Raw genomic sequence first — 21,772 nt, 5'->3', positions numbered from 1 at the left:
GTTTTAAAGGTTGTACTTTTCAATTCTACGATAGTAGCCGCTTCGGCTAAGGCCTAATGATGCTGCTGTCTTTTTCACATTTCCTGCATAATGTTCAAGTCTTTCGATGATGGCTTGTCGTTCGAGTTCATCCAAAGTCAGATTTAATGGTACCGCTGCGGTAACCGCAGCGTTTGCTGTTGTAGCTGCAGGCTCAGTAACTAAGTGCAAATGATGTGCATCTATGACACCGTTTTGACACATAAATACTGCCCGTTCAATACAATGGTTAAGTTCTCGAATATTGCCTGGCCATGAATGTGCTTTAAGTTTCTCCATGGCGCAATTCGTAAGCCTTATTGGTGCGAAGCTATACTCAGCGATGAGCTTATCTAACATATGATCTACTAAAAGAGGAATATCTTCCAAACGCTCCCTAAGTGACGGTACACGAAGTTCGATAGTGTTTAGACGATAAAATAGATCTTGGCGAAATGTTCCTTCCATTATCGCTCTGACTAAATCCATATTAGTGGCGCTAATGACTCTGACGTCAGCGTGATATACCTGTGTGCTCCCAACAGGTGTATACATTTTCTCTTCAATCACGCTAAGTATTTTAGCTTGTTGAGAAAGGGGAGTGTTCCCTATTTCATCTAAAAATAATGTGCCACATTGAGCCTGTTTGACAAGACCTTCTCGACTAGTAATTGCTCCTGTAAACGCTCCTTTTTTATGGCCAAAAAATTCACTTTCAAACACACCATCAGCGATAGCTCCCATATTTACGGAGATAAAAGGCTGCTGACTTCGTTGTGAGTCATTATGTATATAGCGAGCGAGTAGCGTTTTTCCTGTGCCGTTTTCACCGGTAAGTAAAATGCTCGATTGGCTTTCTCGTAATCGATCTATTTCTGCAATTAATTTCTGCATCGCAGGTGAGTCTGCGATTAGAGTGCAGTGATTATTACTGAGTTGCGTACGTAACTGATTGTTTTCGGCACTTAGTTTTTTGCTTAACCTTTGGCTATCGCTTAAGGCTAATTGGGTTTTAATGCTGTTTGCGAGGTGTTCGTTCTGCCAAGGTTTTTGGATAAAATCATTAGCACCTTGTTGGAGAGCCGTTATTGCTAACTCTACAGTAGCCCATCCGGTCATGACTATTACGGGGATGTCCCATTTGGCTCGAATATTAGCTAATAACTCTAGACCTTCCATACCTGAGGTGCTGTCTAAGTGATAATTAAGGTCCATGAGTATTAGATCGAAGTGCTTTGTTTCCAGTGCATTAAGTAGCTCTGTTGGGGTAGTAGCACTGAATACCTGATAGTCAAACTCAGCAAGCAGTAGTTGTACAGAGGTGATGATGTCTGGATTATCATCTGCTACAAGAATCGATTCACTCATCGTGATTTCCTAATTAACAGGCAGCAATTCGTAGAGCATATCTTGCCATTTTTGTCATTTTACTACTCCTCTGGTGGTGACAATGCAACCCGTAAGACTATCTATATCATATATTTGCTTAGCTGAAGCGGCGTTATTAGTATCTAACGCCTGCTATATTAAAACGGTAATTTGATATTACAACAACAACTGCTTCACAAACATTACGCTTGCTGCTTCGAGGTATCATGTGTATCAAGGAAAAAATCTTTATCTATATGATTTACATTATAAAAATTTAATCTTTACTCATGATCTTTGCTAGGATAAATAATAGCAATAACTCCATCTTGCTGAATTACTTGTGTTTTTTCAAGTCAATTTTTACCTTCTCTATATTACTAATGTCGCTTATTGGCTTACTTTATCGAGTGCACGGCGAATATCTCGCTTTGTTGAACTGTCATTGCTAAGTGTTAGCGCTTGTTGATAAGCACTTTTAGCTTTATTGTTGTCCTTTACTGCTCGACTTAGTTCACCTAACAGCATTAAGTATTCTATGTGCTGCTCATCTTCTACTTGTTCTTTGCTTATTAAGTGCTCCATGGCATCAACTGCTAATTGCTTATCCCCGTGTTCCTGTAATGCTAAATAAGCGGCAGACACACAAGTATCTCGCCAAGTAGGTAACAACCCAGTGGCTACATTATTAATTTGGCACCCTTTAGCGAACAGATTCTGTGCTTGTTCTTTGGCCGAAAAAGTCCAAAGCAAATTAGCGGCTCGGTTTACTAAGGCAATATCATGAGGGTAGTGTTGATTCACAAAATCTACAGTTTGTAACGCGAGGCTTTCATTTTGAGTGTTTTGAAGGTAATCCATGAGAGCCAAATAATAATAATGCTTATCCATGTCTTTCAGTCGTTCGACGATAGCTTTCGATGCTTTCTTTTCTGAGTCCCAAAAGCCGCTTTCAATAGCTAAAGCTTTTGCAGCAGCAACTAAATATTTAGGATTGTTTGGTGCTAACTCAGCAGCTCTAATTGAATGCTTATTAGATTTTTCCACTAGACCAAGTTTATTAAAGAGGTTCGATTGCTCCTTAATTTGATACCATAATTCGCCAGCTACAAAATGCACTTCGGCATTTTCTGGATGCCGCTTGATCAAGGCATTTAGCATCGCTTCTTTATCGTCGCTATCTTGTGCTACTGCAACGGATACAGCCATTATTTCCGAGTTAAGATCTTTGTTTTTTTGTGCCGCTAATGCTTCAGCGACTTGCTCATATTGTCGATTGTAAAATGCCGATTCAAGCGAAGTGGTTTGTGGGGCGGGTTGTTGTGCTTGCGACGTCGCGCAGAGCATAACAAGTGCTGTAAAGCCGACGCGTATGACAGTAGTTGTAAACATTTCCTTCTCCTTAGGGTCTGATTTTAGGACCTAGCTGACAAAGATCGTCAGCTAGGAGGTTTGCTACATCAGTCTTCACAGCGCAGTGTTTCACTCGGCTCTAATTGAATTGAGCGGCGCGCAGGAAGGTAAATGGCGCTTAACACAGCCGTGCTTGTTATTACAATTACAACCACGGCGCTAATCGCGTAGAGATAGATATCTAACGCGATGATCTGCCAAGTGGCAAAGCTGAGTATGGCTGACAAAACTAAACCAATACTTAGACCCTTTAACATCGGTCTTGCTCCGAGTTTAACGAGCCAGCGGATGATGTTTTGATCGTTTGCACCTAATGCCCTGCGGATCCCAATTTCATGTTGGCGTTGGGTAACTGAATTGGCCGTGAGGCCATAAATACCTGTCACTCCCAATGCCAAGGCAAATAAGCCGCATTTCAAAAATAGCTGGGTTGCAGAGTGAGTGAGATCCCTTAGCATTACGAGTAATTCTTCCATACTTTTAAGTGCACTGATACGTACTTCTGAGTCTATTGCGTATAGCGTTTCATAAATCACTGAGCGAGCTTGTTGCTCTGAACCAATAAACTTGTATTCTATATTGATATTACCGCTATCTAGTTGACTTATTGGACGATAAATTGTCATTAGATTTTTAGGATCGCTAACTGGAGTGCCTTCAACACGATCTGAAACTACGCCGACAATTGTTGCCCAAGTACTAGCTGTTTCTACTTCGTCACTTATTTTAAGTTGTTTACCTATGGCCGATCCTTCAGGCCAATAAGTCTGTGCTAAAGTTTTACTGATCATTGCTGCAGGCATGGTGTTCCCTTGGTCCCTTGAATCTATATAGCGGCCTGTGAGTAGCTGGACACCTGTGAATTGAATGTTGCCTGATACACTTCTAATCACAGCTTGTGGTTTATCTTGCTCCAGCTGGTATTTTATACCTTGTTGCATGAAGGTATTTTTACCAAAGCTAGTAGTGACAACTGCATCAGACACACTTGACTGTTGCTGTAGCCTAGATGCGATATTTTGGTAGAGTGCATTGCGGCGAGGGTGGGAGTCGTAACGTTCTGCTGGCAGAGAAACTTGGGCAGACAAGATGTTTTTGGTGTTTAAGCCAATATCTAAATTGATCAGCTGATTGGCAAAAAAACTAGAGACAATACCTAGGTACATTAATACCGTAACAACAGTAATTTCGGTAGTGAGTAGCATTCTAGTAACTTTGTTTCCTTTGCTGCTAGCCGCGCCTCTGGTACCACCTCGCAAAATGGCGTTGAAGTCGCCACCTGTTACATGTAGCGCAGGTAATACACCCGTCATGATAATAGCGACAAAAATGAAGATGATAGTGGCAAAGATAGTATTCAGGTCAAGTCCCCAGTGCCACCAATAGGCCAATCCGTCAGCTAGATTCATGTTAATCCAAAACTGATTAACTTGTTGCAGTGCCCAGCCTGATAAAAGTAAAGCAATAACGCCACCAGCTACGCAGATAATAATACTTTCCCACATCATTTGGACGATAAGCCGTTTCTGCGGCGCACCAAGGGCGACTCGGATAGATATCTCTTTGGTTCTTGCATTCATGCGGGCTAACAGTAAATTCCCCACATTAATTGCTGCTAGCAGAAAAATAAATCCGGTGACTATGTTTAGAATGGTGAAAACGATAATACCATCAGCACCATTGGTTTGCGCGGCTTGAAAAGTCGTGATGTAAATGTCATCGATTGCAGTATCACTATTTTGACGACGCATCTCATAAGTGTTTTTGGCGATGCGAGATAGTGCGTCATTGGCAACGTTTTGTGCTATATCGGGTTTTATCCGAGCGTATACATCTACATAAACTTGATCCCTATTTTGAGTCGTAAACAAGGGCTCAGGAATCGGCAGCCATAATTTTGAAGCAACAGGGAAACCATATCCCTGAGGCATAACGCCAACGACTCGGGTATTTTTACCATTGATTTTAATTGTGGAGTCAAGAATATCCGGCGTGCCGAAGAACTTACTTTGCCAAAGGTCATAGCCTATCACGGCAACTTTTTCTGACCGAGGGGAGCTGTCATCAGGTCTAAAAGCTCGACCCATTAGCGGTTGGACGCGGGAGAATTGGAACAAGTTCCATTCACTAAAAGTAGCATTGTGAGACTGAGCTTGACCATTAATATCCAACAGCACTGAAGTTGAATAATACATGCCATATTCACTTAGCGTTGATATTTGTGGCCGAATGGCAGCAAAGTCAACGGCATCAAACATACGGTCATAGCCCTGTTCTGTCGCTTGTAGTTTCACTATCGACTCGCCTTCGGGTAATGGTAAATCAGAAAAGACGAAGGTATGCAAAAAAGAGTAGCTGAATATACTGACCGCAAGACCACCTGCCAATACGATGGTTGTCAAAATAGTAAAAAGCGGAGACTTTGCCAAAAGTCGAAAAGCGTATTTTATATCTAATAAATAATTCATAGTGCACACCTTAAGCGGCAGAGTTTTTTGCGCTTACGACTTGATCCGCAACGATTTTACCATCAAACATCTCAACTTGGCGGTTGGCTTGTCCAGCTGAGCGCGGGTCATGTGTCACCATAACAATCGTCGTACCTTCATTGTGTAACTTTTTTAGTAATTCTAAAACCGCATCAGTGTTTTTAGAATCAAGGTTACCAGTTGGTTCATCAGCTAAAATTAAAGCTGGCTTTCCTGCAATCGCTCGGGCAATGGCAACACGTTGCTGCTGGCCCCCTGATAGCTGACTTGGGAAATGCTTACGGCGATGTTGCATATCAACCTTTTCTAGTGCGAAGTCAATAAGATGACTAATTTGTTTTTGGTCGATGTTGTTTCGATAACTTAGTGGTAGAGCAATATTTTCCTCAACAGTCATATCGCTAATTAAATTAAAAGACTGAAATACAAATCCAATATGTTCATTACGGATGGCGGCTCGCTCATCTCGACTGATTTGGCTGACATCATGCCCACTTAGTACGTATTTACCTGCTGACGGCACATCAAGTAAGCCAATGAGCGATAGCAGTGTCGATTTACCACAACCAGAAGGGCCTGTAATTGCAATATAATCGCCAGAGTTAATAGTGAGACTGATCTGGCTTAATGCATAAGTTTCAACATCTTCCGTTGAGAATTTTTTCTCGATATTGTCCAGTTGAATAATTGTTTTATTTGTCATAAGGCTTCCCTAATTGAGGATAATTTCCGCATGCTGCTCCCAAGCAGATTGGTCTGAAATGATAATTCTGTCACCTGCTTTGAGCCCAGACAGTATTTCAACGGTGTTTGTTGATACTTGGCCAAACTCAACTTTAACGCGCTGGGCTGTTTTTGAATTGTTATCTACACGATAGACATATGCTTGTGTATTTTCTGAGGCAAATACTGGGCGTTTAACAAATAGAGTGTCCTTTTTATCTGCGATCGCAATAGTCCCTTCGACACTTAAGTCCGGTCGAGCCTCAGGTGGAAGTTCTCCTAGCAAATTGACTTCCACTTTAACTGTTCCTTCAACAACATTGGGATCGATCCGTTCAACAACTCCATTAACTGTCGAAGTCCTTGTGTCTATTTTTACTTTTTGTCCTTGTTGAATATTTTGTACTTGAAGCTCTTGTACTTTTAACTCGGCCTGAAAGTCATTTAAGCGGGCTATCTTGGCTACGCCATCGCCACTAGTCAATTGTTGCCCGAGTTCCAGCTCCATCTCTTGTACAACACCATCGGAGGTCGCCACTATATCTAATGCGTCGACTTGACCTTGAACTTGTTGTAACGTCTTTCGCATTTTATTTAAGCGCGCTTTAGCACCAGCAATATGAGCTTCGAGATTCTCTTCCATTTTTTTATATTGCTGAGCTTGTAAGTTTTGACGCAGCTCAATGTTTTTCATGGTCAATTTAGTTTTCGAGTGGTCAAGTGCTGAAATAGTTGAGTTACCAGCTTTTATAAGGGCTTCTTGGGCATCCAGTACCAGTTTGGTGGATTCAAACTCGGCATCGGTCTCCAGTAGCGTTGTTTTGAGTTGGAATAATTGCGATTCTAATGCCACGCGTTCAGCCTTTTTCTCGGCAATCAATGCCTCGAGCTCCCATGTGGTTTCTTCCTTTTTTTGTATTAACTGGGGGTTTTGCAAAGAAACTAAAATGTCACCACGCTTTACGCTATCTCCAGGTTTAACCCACAGTTGTTTAACTCTGCCGTTAATATCAGTAGAAATCCAATGGATCTCTTTAGGGACTAATGCACCATAGCCTCTCACGTTAATAGTGAATTGGCCTTGCTGAACGTTAGCAAAAAGTAAACTACGATTATTGGCTATATAAGAAGCGTTGGAGTATCCGCTATTAAAGAATAAATAAAACACAATAATGACCATTGCACTGGCTGTGATAATTAACCACATTTTTTTGCTGACGTTTTTCTTACTCTTTTTATTAATAGTTATATCCATGAACTCTACCGTATATCTTCTGATGTAAGCTTGGTTAGCAGATTTAATACCAACTTCTACTTTTGTTTTATTTGTCAATTGGAATCAATTGGTTATGTATTTTTAAAAGACTTTACTTACAGCAGGTAAAAGTCCCACTTTCGATACATTTGCAATTTTTTGTTCCGGAATTGATATATCTCGCGATTAACATCTTGGGTTACATGTTTTATGAAGTAGACCACTACTGGCAAGACCACATACCCTCTAGCTGTTTTTCCTTTACTTATAAAGCTGATGTTAAAACAGATGAAAAATTAGCCATTAGTTTGTTTTGTTTCACGAATGGTTGCAAGTGTTATTTTTTTGTTTTCTTAGTTGATTTTGTGTTTTCTAAAGGTTAAGTTTGATTGTGGTTATATTTTACCCTAGTCAGCGACTTAGCCAATTTCAACAGATTAAGTCTCGCTCATTCATGAACACGATTTCGTTTTAACAGCCCGAGTGACTGGAGGCAGTCGTCACTGGGAGTTCAGGGGATCTTAGGGGTTGTTGGGTTTAGCAGTACAGGTGCTAGAAATAAATTATAATAAAAAAGGATTAGTTCGCTCGTGTTTAAGAGTTACCCATTGATTTCAAGAGTAATTTTAGTGGTCTTACTACCTTTACTCGTTATTCTGATATACGGAGTTAACCATCTTCAGGCAAGCCTCCCGCCACTCAAAGGGCAGCTAAAGGCTCCATGGTTGAGCGCTAATGTAAAAGTTTATCGTGACCAAAATGGCGTTGTTTATCTCGACGGTAGTGATGATCAAGATATTTTCTTTGCAACAGGGGTTGTCCATGCTCAAGATAGAATGTGGCAGCTTGAACTTCAAAAACGCATGGCTCAAGGACGCTTGAGCGAAGTACTCGGTCGAGATGCTCTAGGAAGTGATATTTGGATACGAAGCCTTGGAATTTATGGCGCTGCAGAGCAAGCTTGGCAAAACCTCTCTCCTGAAGCTAAAAAGTCAGTTACAGCGTATGTTGCTGGGATTAACTATTGGATTGCGCAACAGACTGTTTATCCAGCTGAGTTTACTTTACTAGATATAAAACCACAGCAATGGCAAGAAATAGATACTATTGCTTGGGTTAAAATGTTTGCGCTAAATTTGGCTGGCAATATGAATGATGAGATTCGAAACTATATTGCCGCTCAGTCTTTGCCAGAAAAGCAGCTTACTCAGTTATTTGGTGGCATCACCAGTAAGTTTAGTATTGCTCAATACTCCGAATTTAATCAACAATCTACTTTAGTCGCACTTGAAAATGTGATGCGACGTAACTCGCAGTTACAAAAACAATTTAACTTTGGTGGTCAATATGTTGGTAGTAATGCGTGGGTTATAAGTGGCAAGCATAGCAAAGATAATATGCCTATTCTGGCAAATGATCCGCACTTAGGACTGCAAATCCCCTCATATTGGTATGCACTTTCGCAACAAGGTGAGCATCTATCAGCTAAAGGAATGGGCTTGGTTGGTACCCCGTTGATTATCTTTGGTCAAAACGATCATATCAGCTGGGGGGGGACTAATATGATGGCTGATGTGCAAGACCTATATTTCGAAACTTTAAACATTAACCAAAAAGGCTTATATGAGTCAGGGAGTTCATGGCAACCACTTGGTGAACGAATTGAGATCATAGAGGTTAGAGCTGACACTCCAGAATTACTGAATAAACGTATAAAGCCAGTAAAAATCAATGTTCGAACTACTGAGCGTGGTCCCTTGATCAGTGATATCAAGCAGTCAATGATGCACCCTGTTTCCCTAAGGTGGACGGGATTAGACCCTGATGATACGTCTTATGAGGCTTTTTTTAAGCTTAACTATGCCAACAATTGGTCATCATTTGAAAATGCCCTCAGCTTTTTAGTCGCGCCAGCACTGAATATGCTTTATGCCGATACCGAAGGGAATATTGGTTACGCTGGAGCAGGACGCATACCTATAAGGGCTGTTGGTGAGGGGGTAATCCCATTGCCTGCTGGTCGGGTTAATACCGATTGGGCTGGTTATATTCCGTATCAACAAATGCCTAAGCTATATAACCCGGAAAGTGGCATTATCGTGTCAGCCAATGATGGTTTGTTATTTGATTCTTATCCATATTTTATCAGTCATGCATTTGCCCCTAGCTATCGCAGTCAGCGGATTAGCGATTTAATAAAAAATCCAGAAAGGCTGCTCACAGCAAAGGACATGATGAGCATACAAGGGGACACATTAGATCTTGAAGTGAAAAAATTGCTGCCGCTGGCGCAGCAAATTCAACCGCAGAATGAGCATCAACGTCAAGCGCTAGAGCTGCTGAAAAGTTGGTCCGGCAATATGTCAGCGGATAGTCAGGCGCCAAGCATTTTTATTGTGTGGCAGCGTGAGATAAGAAAGTTGCTATTAAAGGACGAGCTGGCTGGCTTTTGGAATCAGCAAGGGCAGCTAGATATTTTGCAGGACATTGCATCTACTTTACCGCTGACGACTGTTGTTGAGTTGCTGCAGCATCCGCAATGGTGTGTGGATAGTGCAGCAAACTCCTCTAGTGATAATTGTCAACAACTTATAAATAAAGCGTTTAAAAAAGCCTTGCAGGTGTTATCAAATCAACTAGGTGAAGACATTGCTGGATGGAATTGGGGAGAATTGCAACATACTGAATATGCTCATACTCCCTTTAGTCATATAAGAGTATTGGATGGCTTATTTGAGCGCAGGGCTCCTGCTGGCGGCTCAATACACTCGGTCAATGTTGCAGCCTCATATTACGACAAATCACAAGGGTTTGTGCAAAACTTTGGTGCCGGTATGAGGCAAATTATAGTGATGGGCGATCCTGAGCAGCACTTCTACATGAACTCAACTGGGCAGTCTGGCAACCCGATCAGTGAACATTACGATGACATGGTTATGAAGTTTAGTCGAGTAGAGTTCGAAAGGTTTGATGCAGAACCATCGCAGCTTGCTTACGTTGAATTGATTGCGGGTGATTAGGCACGTCATGGAAATGAAAAACGACGCTATTTTCTTGGCATTAGTCTAACTAAGGATAACTATGAAGCTGTTTGATGTATTTACAAAAAAGGCGCCTAACAAGGTATTTTGTGCCATCTTTCTCGGAGCGCTGGCGGGCATCGCTTATTCACTTCTTATTCCATTGGTCCTAAAAGCGCTTCAGCCGTCGTTGGGAGGGTTGGCAACAGAGTCAGATCAATTAGAACTCTTTGGTTGGCAGGTAAGCAGTGCCAAATTTGCAATTGCGTTTGCTATTTTATGTGCCCTTATTTTTGTAACACGTTCACTTTCACAAGTATTACTGACTCGTGTTGCGCTTGAGGTCACGACGCAGATGCGTAAGGACATGTACGATCGCATCCGTAAAGCACCAATAGTGGCGTTGGAAAAAGTAGGTTCAGCTAAATTGATTGCAGCGCTAACGACTGATGTTCAGAGGATCGTGATGGGAGCGAGAGTGTTACCTGATTTATTAACAAATGGTGTAACGCTACTGGGCATGATGATCTTTCTCTACTATCTCAATAGAGATGTTTTTCTGTTTGTCGCTTACTGCATTGTATTTGGTGTGGTGACTTATCAATTACCCATGTATGTGAGCCGAGTATATATAACAAAGTCCCGCAAGCACGTTGATAATTTACAAGAAGGTATCCGCGGTATTATTAATGGTGCGAAGGAGCTCAAACTAAACAGAGCCAAAAGTGACGATTACTTTGATTATGCATTGCATCAGCAAGAAAGCCATATCCTAGCCTCCGATAAAATAGCGCAAAGTGTACTGCGAGTTGCTGTGAATTACGGTGATATTTTGAGTTTTATGGTGATTGGAATGATCAGCTTTGTCTTTGTCAATTATCACCAAATATCTTCATCTGAGTTGATTGGTGTAGTGATGGTGTTGTTGTATATCGCAGGTCCAGTATCGGTGATTTTGAACGCTATTCCCCAGATTGCGATTGCTAAAGTCTCAGTTAGGAAAGTTAACACCCTGCTAGAAACATTACCCGAAGAGCAATTTATCGAGAAAATTTCTCCACTTCCAGAATGGCAAAGTATTCGTTTTGATGACGTAAGTTTTCGATATTTGAGTGTTGATGATAAACCCGGATTTAAAGTAGGACCGTTGAGTTTCGAAATTAGCAAAGGTGAGGTTGTTTTTATTGTCGGAGGGAATGGTTCTGGGAAATCCACGCTAAGTAAATTGATGACACTGCATTATCAAGCAACAGAAGGCGATATTTACTTTGGTGACACAAAAGTAACAATGGAAAGCCTAGCTAGTTGCCGTGAAGAAGTTGCAGCCATTTACTCTGATTATCACTTATTTAAGCGTCTTTTTGGTTTGAAAGTGGATCCGGAAAGAATTACTCAATTGCTTCGTGCATTGGATCTTAATGAAAAAGTGAAGGTTGTAGATAACGCATTTTCAACGACTTCGTTATCGGATGGGCAGAGAAAGAGATTAGCACTTTTGGTTAGTGTCCTTGAAGATAAAAGCTTATACCTTTTTGATGAATGGGCAGCCGATCAAGACCCCGAGTTTAAAGAAATATTTTATACGGAAATTCTTCCGCAATTAAAGTCAGCAAATAAAGCCGTAGTAGTTATAAGCCACGATGACAGGTACTTCAAAATCGCTGATAAGGTGATCCGAATGGAGCAAGGTCAGCTATCAATCTTGCAACCAATCGCTACCGACTCCTCTCCCACAACAGAACTTAAACAACTAAGTGGCCAGTTGAACGCGATAATCCAATGAGCTAGGAAGATGATGATGGATGGACAAAAGCAAGGCTCAACCTGCTACTTAGCGTTGAGTTTAACGCAGCGCGACATTTACTTGGACCAACAACAGTATCTTGAGCACCCACTATATAATGTTGGTGGCTATATTAAGTTGGGAGCGATTGACGAAAGTCGGATTAAAGCAGCTCATGAAAAGCTAGTCATAAATCATGAAATATTTGGAATGAGAGTGCGCCAGAGTGAAAGCGGCATATCTCAGTATTTTAGTGACTCTAGACTTACTAATTTAGAAGTACTCGACTTTTCGGCTTACTCAACTCCTCTTGAGCATGCCACAGTTTGGCTGCAGCAGCGTTTTGCAGAAGCGTTTCAGCTTGAAGAGCAGCCGTTATACGATGCCTATTTGGTCAAGCTTTCCGTGAATGAATACTGGTATGTAGCGATTGCTCATCATGTCATGATGGACGGTTGGGGATTTGCAAACTGGGCTGATTTATTGAGCCAGTATTATCGTGGTCAAGACCCACAACATCAATCAAAGATGGGGCTCTGGGCTGAAATTGTCGCAGACGACGAAAATTATGTAGCAAGTTTAAAGTATCAAAGAGATAGAGAATTTTGGCTTGAACAGGGAATAACGCCTCAAGCACGAGTTTTTAACCGTACTCATAAAGAAAGCTGGCGTCAACAACATACACCGAGTAACCGAATACAACTTGATATTCCTACGCAGTTACACAAAAGCATGGTTGCTCGAGCTAAAGCATGGGGAGTGAGTGTTGCTCAATTGGTATTAGCTGGAGTAAGCATCTATTTTTCCAAAGCTTACCAATTAACGGAATTGAACATAGGGTTATCTTTTCATAACCGTAACGGTGCTAAACAAAAGCGGATGCTGGGGGCTTTTACCAGTATCAGTCCAACAACACTTAATTGCGCAGGTGAGAAGTCGTTGCTGGAGTTAGTCAAAGATATCGCAAATCGGCAGAAAAAGTGCTTTCGACATCAGCGTTTTCCCTTCGGGCACTTGGTCAATGCATTGGGTAGTTCAGGCAAAGAAAATCAACTATTTGATATTGCCTTTAACTATTTAAAATTGGATAGCTCCCTGAATTTTGAAAATGGTACCGAGTCTCTTGAGTATGTATCACATCTACATGAAATAACTCCAGTTACGGTGACTTATTGGGAGTATGGTGAGGAACTATCACCAGCGTTAATGCTTGATCATAACCTTGCTTATTTCAATGAAATTGAAGGCATTCAGTTGTTAGAAAGGCTAATGGTCGTGATGCAAGAGATCACCTTACAAAGTGCTGAAACTCCAGTTTCTGATATTGAGATTCTCTCAGCTGAAGATCAGCAAAGGTTCGCGCTGCTAAAAAATACACCGATTGACGAGTTAGATACCGAGCAAGCCTTACTACATCAGCAAATCGCTTTGCATAGCAACAACCTTGCTGCGCGGACGGCTGTGATTGCAGCAGATCAAACGATTAGCTACGCCGAACTTGAGCGTCGTGCAGATGCAATGGCCCAACACTTGTTAATGTTAGGTGTGAAAAGACAAGACCGAGTGTTAGTTTACCAGCAACGCAGTATAGCACTTATTGTCAATATACTGGCGATTATGAAGGTGGCAGCTGTCTATGTACCATGTGATATGGCCCTTCCTCTAGCGCGTCTTCAAGTTATGGTTGCTGATGCCGACCCAGTGTTGTGCTTATCCGACAATGCAGGGCTTGCTAACTTAAAAAATCAAAATAACCAAAGCCTTGGTTGCACCGTCATCAACAGCGATGATCTGACGCTTGAACAATACGAATATCAGCAAGTCTCTATCCCTACTAAGTCAGACGATTTAGCTTATCTCATGTATACCTCAGGCTCCACCGGCAAACCAAAAGGGGTGATGGTTGAATATCGCCAGCTAGCAGCATTTATCCTGCCATTACAGCACAAATATTCCATGACTGCGGGTAAGCGAGTATTACAATTTGCTTCATTGAGCTTTGATACAGCAATAGAAGAAATCTTTGTCGCCTTGGTACATGGTGGAACTTTAGTGTTACGTAGTGAAACCTGCTTGGGAAGTGCTGATGCTTTTTGGCAATTTTGTCAAAAGTACGAAATTAACTTGCTTAGTTTACCGACCGCGTTTTGGCATCGACTTGCAGTCGAGCTTGATGGTCAGATACCGAGTTGTATTGAGCTTATTATTTTAGGTGGTGAAGCGTTAGCGGTAGATAAAGTCAGAAAATGGCTAAATGAAACGAATACTACAGCTCGGCTAATCAATTCCTATGGGCCCACTGAAACAACGGTTTCAGCCTGTTGTTTTGAGATTGAGAAAAATGGAGATATCCAAGATAGGGTACCAATAGGTCGTGCAGATCCCAACACTCAACTGTACATTCTAGACTCAAAGCAACGTCCGCTTCCATTTGGAGTACCTGGAGAAATATACATTGGAGGAAGTAAAGTTACTCGCGGATACTGGCAACGTCCGGATCTAACGGCACGAACGTTTTTCGCAGATCCTTGGCAAAATCAACCCGACGCAAGAATGTATAAATCCGGAGATATAGGTCGTTTTAGAAGTGATGGGAACATTGAATATTTAGGGCGTAATAATAAGCAAGTTAAAATCCGTGGTCACCGAGTTGAACTTGGAGAAATTGAAAATCATATCAAACAGATAAGTGGTGTCGACTCGGTTATCGTCGTACTCGATTCCTCAGCCTCTGAAGCTCAGCTTAATGCCTATGTTAAAGCTGTGGATAACAAAACCGAAGAATTATTGGCGCAGATTAAACGCGCATTAGCATTGGAACTACCCAGCTATATGATACCAAGTGGTTTTATGTTGCTGGAACAGTGGCCGATTTCAGCAAATGGCAAAATAGATCTGAAAGCGCTCCCACAAATCGCCTTGTGTGATGGTGTTAACTCAAAGATGAGCCTGAGCGAAATGGAGTTGCGTGTGGCTTCGATATGGTCAGAGCTGTTAAACGTTTCTATTGCCAAGTTAGCGCCAGAAAGCGACTTTTTTGCTTTGGGTGGGCATTCCTTGCTGGCGGTCAGCATGCTCTCGGGATTAAAGCGCGAGTTTAAAGTTGATATTAACTTGGCGACTTTATTCAGAGCTTCAACGATTGCCGCTTTAACTGAGCAGCTAAATGCTGCGAGCCAAGCGACTGAAAACCTCACAACAATATTGCCTCAACCTTCTGCTGAGCGTTACCCCCTGTCAATGGCCCAGTTAAGGCTGTGGTCACTGGATCAGCTACAAGGTGGTAGTTGTGAATACAACATGCTAGCTGCTTTTGAGTTTTCTGAACATATCGATATTCATAGCTTGAATAAAGCCTTGATTGCTTTGGCGACGCAGCATGAGATCCTACGTACTAACCTAGTTCAAGATGGCTCCTCTGTAGTTCAAGTTATTTCTGCTCCCCGAGATGACTACATAAGAGTGATTGATTACTCCCAGCTTACAGCGCGAGATTATCAATTAGCTCGACAAAGGTATATTCAAGAACAACAGGAATATAATTTTGAACTCGGCCGTGACACACTTTTTAACGTGGATGTATTGCTGCAAAGTGGTGTTGGTGATGACAAAGTAAAGTCAGGCACTTTAGTGATAAATTTACATCACATTATCGCTGACGGTTGGTCAGTGGAGATTTTTTGTCAAGCACTTGCAACTGCATACCAGTTAGCATTGCAGAAAAAAGAAGTAAAACTACCAGAGCTGCCAATTCAATATAAAGATTACGCATTGTGGCAACGAGATAGAGAAAATAGCGACGAATTGGCTCAGCAATATAATTATTGGCAAAGTCAGCTTGCCCACTTGCCAACAACTGCATATCTAAACGTTTCCAAACGAGCAGAGCAACGAGGTCAGCAAGGTCAATATTCTAGTCGTATTTCTGACGCTTTAAAGCGACCTTTGGAAGCGCAATTAAAAGATAATCAAATGACCCCATTTATGCTAGTTCATGGGGTTCTGGCTTTGTTATTAGCACGTCATAGCAATAGTACAGACATTGTTGTGGGTACGGCGGCTGCAAATCGTCTTACCATAGAAACTCAAGGTCTAATAGGTTTCTTTGTCAATATCTTGGTGTTGAGAACTCAGGTAGAGGATACGTTACTTACCGATTTCTTCGCCCAAATAAAAGATGTTAACAGGCAAGCGCAAGCCAACCAAGAGGCCTCTTACGAGGAACTGGTGAGACGTTTAGCTCCAGAGCAAGGGCGTAATTTATTTCAAATAATGCTGACGCAACAACAAGATTTTGAGCAGGGGATTGCTCCTGAGCAGCTGTTCTTATCTGGAACAAACTTATCCTTACTTCAGCTACATCAAAGTAAAGCAAAGTTTGATCTGCACTTAGAGTTTAGCTTTGATCACAAAACGCTATGTCTTAATTGGTATTACGATCAGAACTGTTTTGACCATGCCTTAATTGAGAGCTTAGATCAACACTTTTGGCAGCTTTTGAGAAGCCTGCTAAGCAACCATGAGGGCAGTACTGCTCAGCTTGAAATGTTAACTCAGTCCGAGCAAGACTATTTAATCCATACTTTAAACCAAGCCCAAATCCCTTACCCAATAAATCAATCAGTATCACAACGCTTTGAATCCATTGCGCTGAAATATGCGGATAAAGTGGCTGTCATTGCAAAGAATAAAAAATATAGTTATGAAGAGTTAAACCACCTAGCAAATCAGTTCGCTCACACTCTAGTTGAAAAGTATAACGTTACATCAGGAATGCTAGTTGGCTTACATGTATCTCGTAGCGTAGAAATGCTAGTTTCGATGTTGGCAATACTGAAAGTTGGAGGCGCCTATGTACCTCTTGATAGTAATCAACCACAACAGCGACTTGAGAATATTGTAACTGATGCTCAGTTGTCGCTTGTGATAACTGAACCAAGTCTTAGCAGTACACTCACATTTTTCCAAGGTACTAAGCTGCTACTCTGTGATGGTTATTTGGAAAGATTGATTGATACCGCTAAGCTGCTGAGCAAGCCCGCAATATCTGTTCCTCCAGAGCAAGTAGCTTATGTTATTTACACATCTGGGTCGACAGGTAAGCCAAAAGGTGTTTTAACCTCACAGCAAGGGATTTTACGCTTAGTTTGTGACGCCGAGTATTTTCCTCTTAATTCAATGACACAGGTATTGCACTGTGCAAACATTGCTTTTGACGCAGCAACATTCGAAATTTGGGGACCGCTACTTAACGGTGGAACCAGCGTTGTTTACCCTGAAAAATTTGTCACTCCTGAGCAAATAAATCAACAGTTAGCGCTTTGGCAGATCAATACGTTGTGGTTGACCGCTGGTTTGTTCAGCCAATGGGCTCAGTCTCTTCCCGAACATCACGCTCTTGAGAATGTTATCGCGGGTGGTGATGTGTTAGATGTTGCTGCTGTAAAGTTATGTCAACAGAAGTTGCCTGAAGTTCAGCTCTGGAATGGTTATGGCCCAACAGAAAATACGACATTTACAACATGTCATTTGATTAATGAAGTAGCTCCTACCTCAATTCCTATCGGCAAGGCTTTACCTGGAGATCATGTCTATATTTTGCAGGGGGATAGACTCGCTCCTTTTGGTGCGGAAGGAGAACTATGTGTTGGTGGGCATGGACTTGCGCTCGGATACTTAAATCAGGATGAGATGACTCGTGAACGGTTTGTGGAGAATCCATTTTATTCTGAGGGTAGCACTCTTCCACGAATGATCTACCGCACGGGCGATTATGTTCGCTATATTAGCCCAGGCGTAATGGCATTTATTGGGCGTGTAGATCAGCAAGTTAAAATTCGTGGATTCCGCGTAGAGCTGGATGAAGTCCGAAGTTGTCTTAACCAATTCAACGGTGTAGCGAGTAGTTTGGTGGTGTTACAGCAAGGCGCTATTGATAAACAGCTTGTTGCATATGTTCAGCCCATCAACGACACCGATAAACAATTAGTAGAGTTACTTCGGGTACACTTGCAGCAACAATTGCCCAGTTATATGGTGCCTGAAGCTATCGTTATTGTTGCTGATTGGCCTTTAACTCAAAATGGCAAGATAGATCGTGAGCGATTACCAAAGCCAAAACCACAGATACAGACTACACAACCGCCAATAACACCTACAGAAATTGCGTTAGCTGAATTATGGGCTGATAAGCTAGGTATTGTGTGTGAAGCTGTTGGCCGAGATAGCAGCTTTTTCGGTTTGGGTGGGCACTCACTTTCTTTGATAAAAATGGCAACAGCCGTTGCTACCTACTTTAATATTGACTTCTCTGCAGCTCAAGCATATCAATTCAGCACGCTTAGCTCGTTAGCCCAGTTTATTGATAGCGCAGCCCTTGGTGTTAATAAAGCCATAATAATTGAGCCCAGAGATAGTTCAGAGCCGGCGGCTTTGTCATATGCGCAACAGCGTTTGTGGTTTATTGAACAGATGCAACCTGGCAGTGCGCATTATGTGATGAGTTCAACATTACAGTTGCGAGGAGTAATAGCAGCTGACTATATAGAGCAGGCATTACAAGGCATTATTGCACGGCATGATATATTGCGAAGCCGTTTTATAAGCCATGAAGGTGAGCCTCGGCAAGTCGTGGAAAGTGAGGTCAGGTTTGTCTTACAGCATTACGATTTAACATCACTAGCGCCTGCAACACAGCAGCATAAGATACGGGCACTACAAGCAGAAGAAGGACAGCGAGGTTTTGACCTAACAGCAGGGCAATTATTTAGAGCGAGTTTGGTCAGGCAAAGTGCAACGGAAGCGGTGCTGATGATCAGTCTTCATCACATCATCGCAGATGGTTGGTCGGTAGAGATATTGCGTCGAGAGTTTGCGGCACTTTATCAAGGGTTGCAAAGAGGGGAGGCTGCGGTACTTCCTCCTTTAGCTATTCAGTATAGTGATTATGCTGATTGGCAGCAGCAACAGGGTAAAGAAGTACTACAACCCAGTGTCGATTACTGGTTGGAACAATTAACTGACTTACCCCAGCGCCATGACTTACCTTGTGACGGAGCACGCCCGACAAGTCAATCCTTTGCCTGCAAACAGGTTGGCACTGTGCTTTTGGCACAACAGGCAGAGCAGCTCAAAACCTTTGCACAGCAGCAAGAAATGACGCTATTTATGCTGTTACATGGCGCCTTGGGAATGCTATTGAGCCGCCACAGTAACAATCGCGATATCGTTATCGGTAGCCCAGTGGCCAATCGTTTATCATCCCAAGTAGAGCCATTAATTGGATGCTTTATTAATAATGTTGTTCTGCGGCTAGATTGTCATGGGGAGCAGTCGGTAGCTGATTTTTGTCAGCAAATCCGAGCCGTAAATCAGGATGCACAAGCACATCAGGCTGTGCCTTTTGAGAAGTTGGTTGAGCAATTGCAAACTGAGCGTAGTCAAGCGCACGCGCCGTTGTTCCAAATCATGTTGAATTTACACAGCCAACGTCAGGCGAGTTTGGATCTTGCTGACATCACTATAACTGAGTGCCAGCCAGAAGCACTCTTTAGTGAATATGATTTAACCTTTAATGCCTTTTGGCAAGACTCCGAACTGGTTATTAATCTTGTTTATAACCAACAACTCTTTAGTGAGTCACGTGCGAATACCTTGTTGGTGCACTTAGCGCGATTGCTCATGGCTTTAGTCCACGCCCCTGTGGAGCAAAATATTGGCCTGTTGTCATTATTAACAGAGCACGAGCAAGCTGATCTTATCCGGCAAGGACAAGGACCTTGTAGTCACATTCCACAGCAGACGGTAATAACCCTGCTACAGCAGGCGGGTCAATGCCACCCAAATGCAATAGCGGTACGCTGCCTTGAGCAACAGCTTGACTATAAGCAATTGTTTGAACATGCGAAACATATTGCACAAGGGCTTCGGCAGGTTGGTGTGAAACGAGGTCAACGGGTGGGGGTTTGTTTACCACGCACCATCATGTTATTGCCCACTTTACTTGGGGTGTGGCAAGTTGGCGCAGCCTATGTTCCATTAGACCCAGAGTATCCGAATGCACGCTTAACGCACATGATTAACGATAGCGGAGCATGCCTTGTAATTAGTGAGTCTTCGGTCTGTGAACAACTGCCAAGCACAGTGCCATACTATGATGTTGAACAGCTACTTAGCTGTGCAGGGTCGTTAGAGTGGGAAGCGGAGCGTCTTGAAAGTGGAGCATGCGCTTATGTTATTTATACGTCAGGCTCCACAGGCCAACCTAAAGGAGTGATGGTAAGCCATCATAATGCCGTGAATTTTTTAACGGCAATGGCAGAGTTATTGAGTGCGAGTTCAGATACTAAGTTACTTGCGGTGACTCCCATTAGCTTTGATATTCATGTACTAGAGTTGTTTCTACCTTTGTTAGTTGGGGGGACGGTATACTTAGCGGATAATGCGATGCGGCGGGACCCGGGAGCGTTGATTTCACGCTTACACCGAGGTGATATCAATATGATGCAGGCAACCCCCGCAAGCTGGAAAATGTTACTGGCGGAAGGGCGCTGGCAGCCCATATCAGGTTTAACAATTTTATGTGGCGGGGAAGCTCTTGATAATCACCTCAGTAAAGCATTGCAGGCGCAAGGTGAGGTTTTATGGAACTTATATGGGCCGACGGAAACGACAGTTTGGTCAGCAGCCAGTAAAGTAACTTCCGAGCAAGTGACAGTTGGTCGGGCAATTGCAAACACTCAACTTTATGTGCTGAGTGATAGTTATCAACTACAACCGCATGGCTGTACTGGAGAATTATATATAGGTGGAGAGGGAGTCAGCTTAGGTTATCTCGGCCAAGAGGCGTTAACTGCGACTCGCTTTATTACAGGAATTGCCCCAGACGGCACAGCACGACCATTATATCGGACGGGAGACTTGGCCAGATTGACGGTGTCAGGTGAGTTTGAAGTGATTGGTCGGGCCGATCACCAGGTTAAAGTGCGTGGTCACCGCATTGAATTAGGGGAAATAGAGCAGCAATTATTAGCGCTACCAAGTGTTAGAGAAGCGGTGGTGCTGGTAGTGGGCGAAGAGGAGCAGAGCCGTTTAGTTGCCTATATTGTCAGTGACAAAGAAGACAGTCATGGTGACATACAGCAGCAATTGGCGACTGTCTTACCGGAATACATGGTACCAAAACAGGTTGTGACATTACCGCGTTTACCATTGACGCCAAACGGTAAAGTGGACCGCAGTGCGCTACCTAGTCCACATCAGCAAGCAACGAAACGAATAACTGCGACAAGTCAAACAGAGCGACGATTGGTACAAATATGTGCTGAATTGTTGGGGATAGAAGCGGGGGATATTGGTTTAGAACAACACTTTTTTGCGCTAGGTGGGCATTCCTTATTAAGTGTAAAGCTACAAGCTGAGATCCGCTCAACGTTTGCAGTAGAGCTAGGTTTAGGCGACATATTTGCTCAGCCAGACTTAGTTAGCCTAGCGGCAACAATAGACGCAGCGGAACACTCACAACAAACATTGATCACAAAACGAAGCAGTTCAGAGCCGGCGGTTTTGTCATATGCACAACAGCGTTTGTGGTTTATTGAACAGATGCAACCTGGCAGTGCGCATTATGTGATGAGTTCAACATTACAGTTGCGAGGAGTAATAGCAGCTGACTATATAGAGCAGGCATTACAAGGCATTATTG

General features: G+C 42.6%; 8 protein-coding genes. 3 read left to right on the top strand and 5 right to left on the bottom strand.

The window, feature by feature from the left end; translation table 11 throughout:
- Positions 1–3: 3 nt before the first annotated feature.
- From L3V43_RS17900 to L3V43_RS17880, 5 genes are all read right to left on the bottom strand, one after another.
- A complete protein-coding gene (locus L3V43_RS17900) occupies positions 4–1,386 on the bottom strand; it encodes a sigma-54 dependent transcriptional regulator (RefSeq protein ID WP_102056208.1) in 1,383 nt (460 codons plus the stop codon).
- Between the two features lie 390 nt (positions 1,387–1,776).
- Positions 1,777–2,778, bottom strand: coding sequence for a hypothetical protein (locus tag L3V43_RS17895; protein ID WP_237117142.1), 1,002 nt, complete (start codon positions 2,776–2,778; stop codon positions 1,777–1,779).
- A gap of 68 nt (positions 2,779–2,846) precedes the next feature.
- A complete protein-coding gene (locus L3V43_RS17890; protein ID WP_237117143.1) occupies positions 2,847–5,267 on the bottom strand; it encodes an ABC transporter permease in 2,421 nt (806 codons plus the stop codon).
- A gap of 10 nt (positions 5,268–5,277) precedes the next feature.
- The gene (locus L3V43_RS17885) at positions 5,278–5,991 is read right to left on the bottom strand and encodes an ABC transporter ATP-binding protein (protein ID WP_010607661.1); all 714 of its coding nucleotides are present in this window, start codon (positions 5,989–5,991) and stop codon (positions 5,278–5,280) included.
- A 9-nt stretch (positions 5,992–6,000) separates the two neighbouring features.
- Positions 6,001–7,266, bottom strand: a complete 1,266-nt coding sequence (locus L3V43_RS17880) for an HlyD family efflux transporter periplasmic adaptor subunit (RefSeq protein ID WP_235368703.1) — start codon at positions 7,264–7,266, stop codon at positions 6,001–6,003.
- 725 nt (positions 7,267–7,991) lie between these two features.
- Here L3V43_RS17880 and L3V43_RS17875 point away from each other — a divergent pair.
- The 3 genes from L3V43_RS17875 to L3V43_RS17865 form a co-directional block, all read left to right on the top strand.
- Positions 7,992–10,286 (top strand): penicillin acylase family protein, encoded by a 2,295-nt coding sequence (locus L3V43_RS17875; RefSeq protein WP_237117144.1) that lies wholly within the window; start codon positions 7,992–7,994, stop codon positions 10,284–10,286.
- 61 nt (positions 10,287–10,347) lie between these two features.
- Positions 10,348–12,069, top strand: coding sequence for a cyclic peptide export ABC transporter (locus tag L3V43_RS17870; RefSeq protein WP_235368705.1), 1,722 nt, complete (start codon positions 10,348–10,350; stop codon positions 12,067–12,069).
- A gap of 9 nt (positions 12,070–12,078) precedes the next feature.
- Positions 12,079–21,772: non-ribosomal peptide synthetase (locus tag L3V43_RS17865; protein ID WP_237117145.1), on the top strand; the 9,694-nt coding region annotated here is incomplete at its 3' end.

Source organism: Pseudoalteromonas sp. L23, assembly GCF_021728455.1.
In the GTDB taxonomy this organism is placed as follows: domain Bacteria; phylum Pseudomonadota; class Gammaproteobacteria; order Enterobacterales; family Alteromonadaceae; genus Pseudoalteromonas.
The sequence above is the reverse complement of the archived record's forward strand: the minus strand, read 5'-3'. Positions and strand labels throughout refer to the sequence as shown.

Excerpts from the sequence above, each read along its gene's own strand:
- L3V43_RS17900 (WP_102056208.1), bottom strand. The coding sequence starts at position 1,386 with ATGAGTGAATCGATTCTTGTAGCAGATGATAATCCAGACATCATCACC.
- L3V43_RS17895 (WP_237117142.1), bottom strand. The coding sequence starts at position 2,778 with ATGTTTACAACTACTGTCATACGCGTCGGCTTTACAGCACTTGTTATG.
- L3V43_RS17890 (WP_237117143.1), bottom strand. The coding sequence starts at position 5,267 with ATGAATTATTTATTAGATATAAAATACGCTTTTCGACTTTTGGCAAAG.
- L3V43_RS17885 (WP_010607661.1), bottom strand. The coding sequence starts at position 5,991 with ATGACAAATAAAACAATTATTCAACTGGACAATATCGAGAAAAAATTC.
- L3V43_RS17880 (WP_235368703.1), bottom strand. The coding sequence starts at position 7,266 with ATGGATATAACTATTAATAAAAAGAGTAAGAAAAACGTCAGCAAAAAA.
- L3V43_RS17870 (WP_235368705.1), top strand. The coding sequence starts at position 10,348 with ATGAAGCTGTTTGATGTATTTACAAAAAAGGCGCCTAACAAGGTATTT.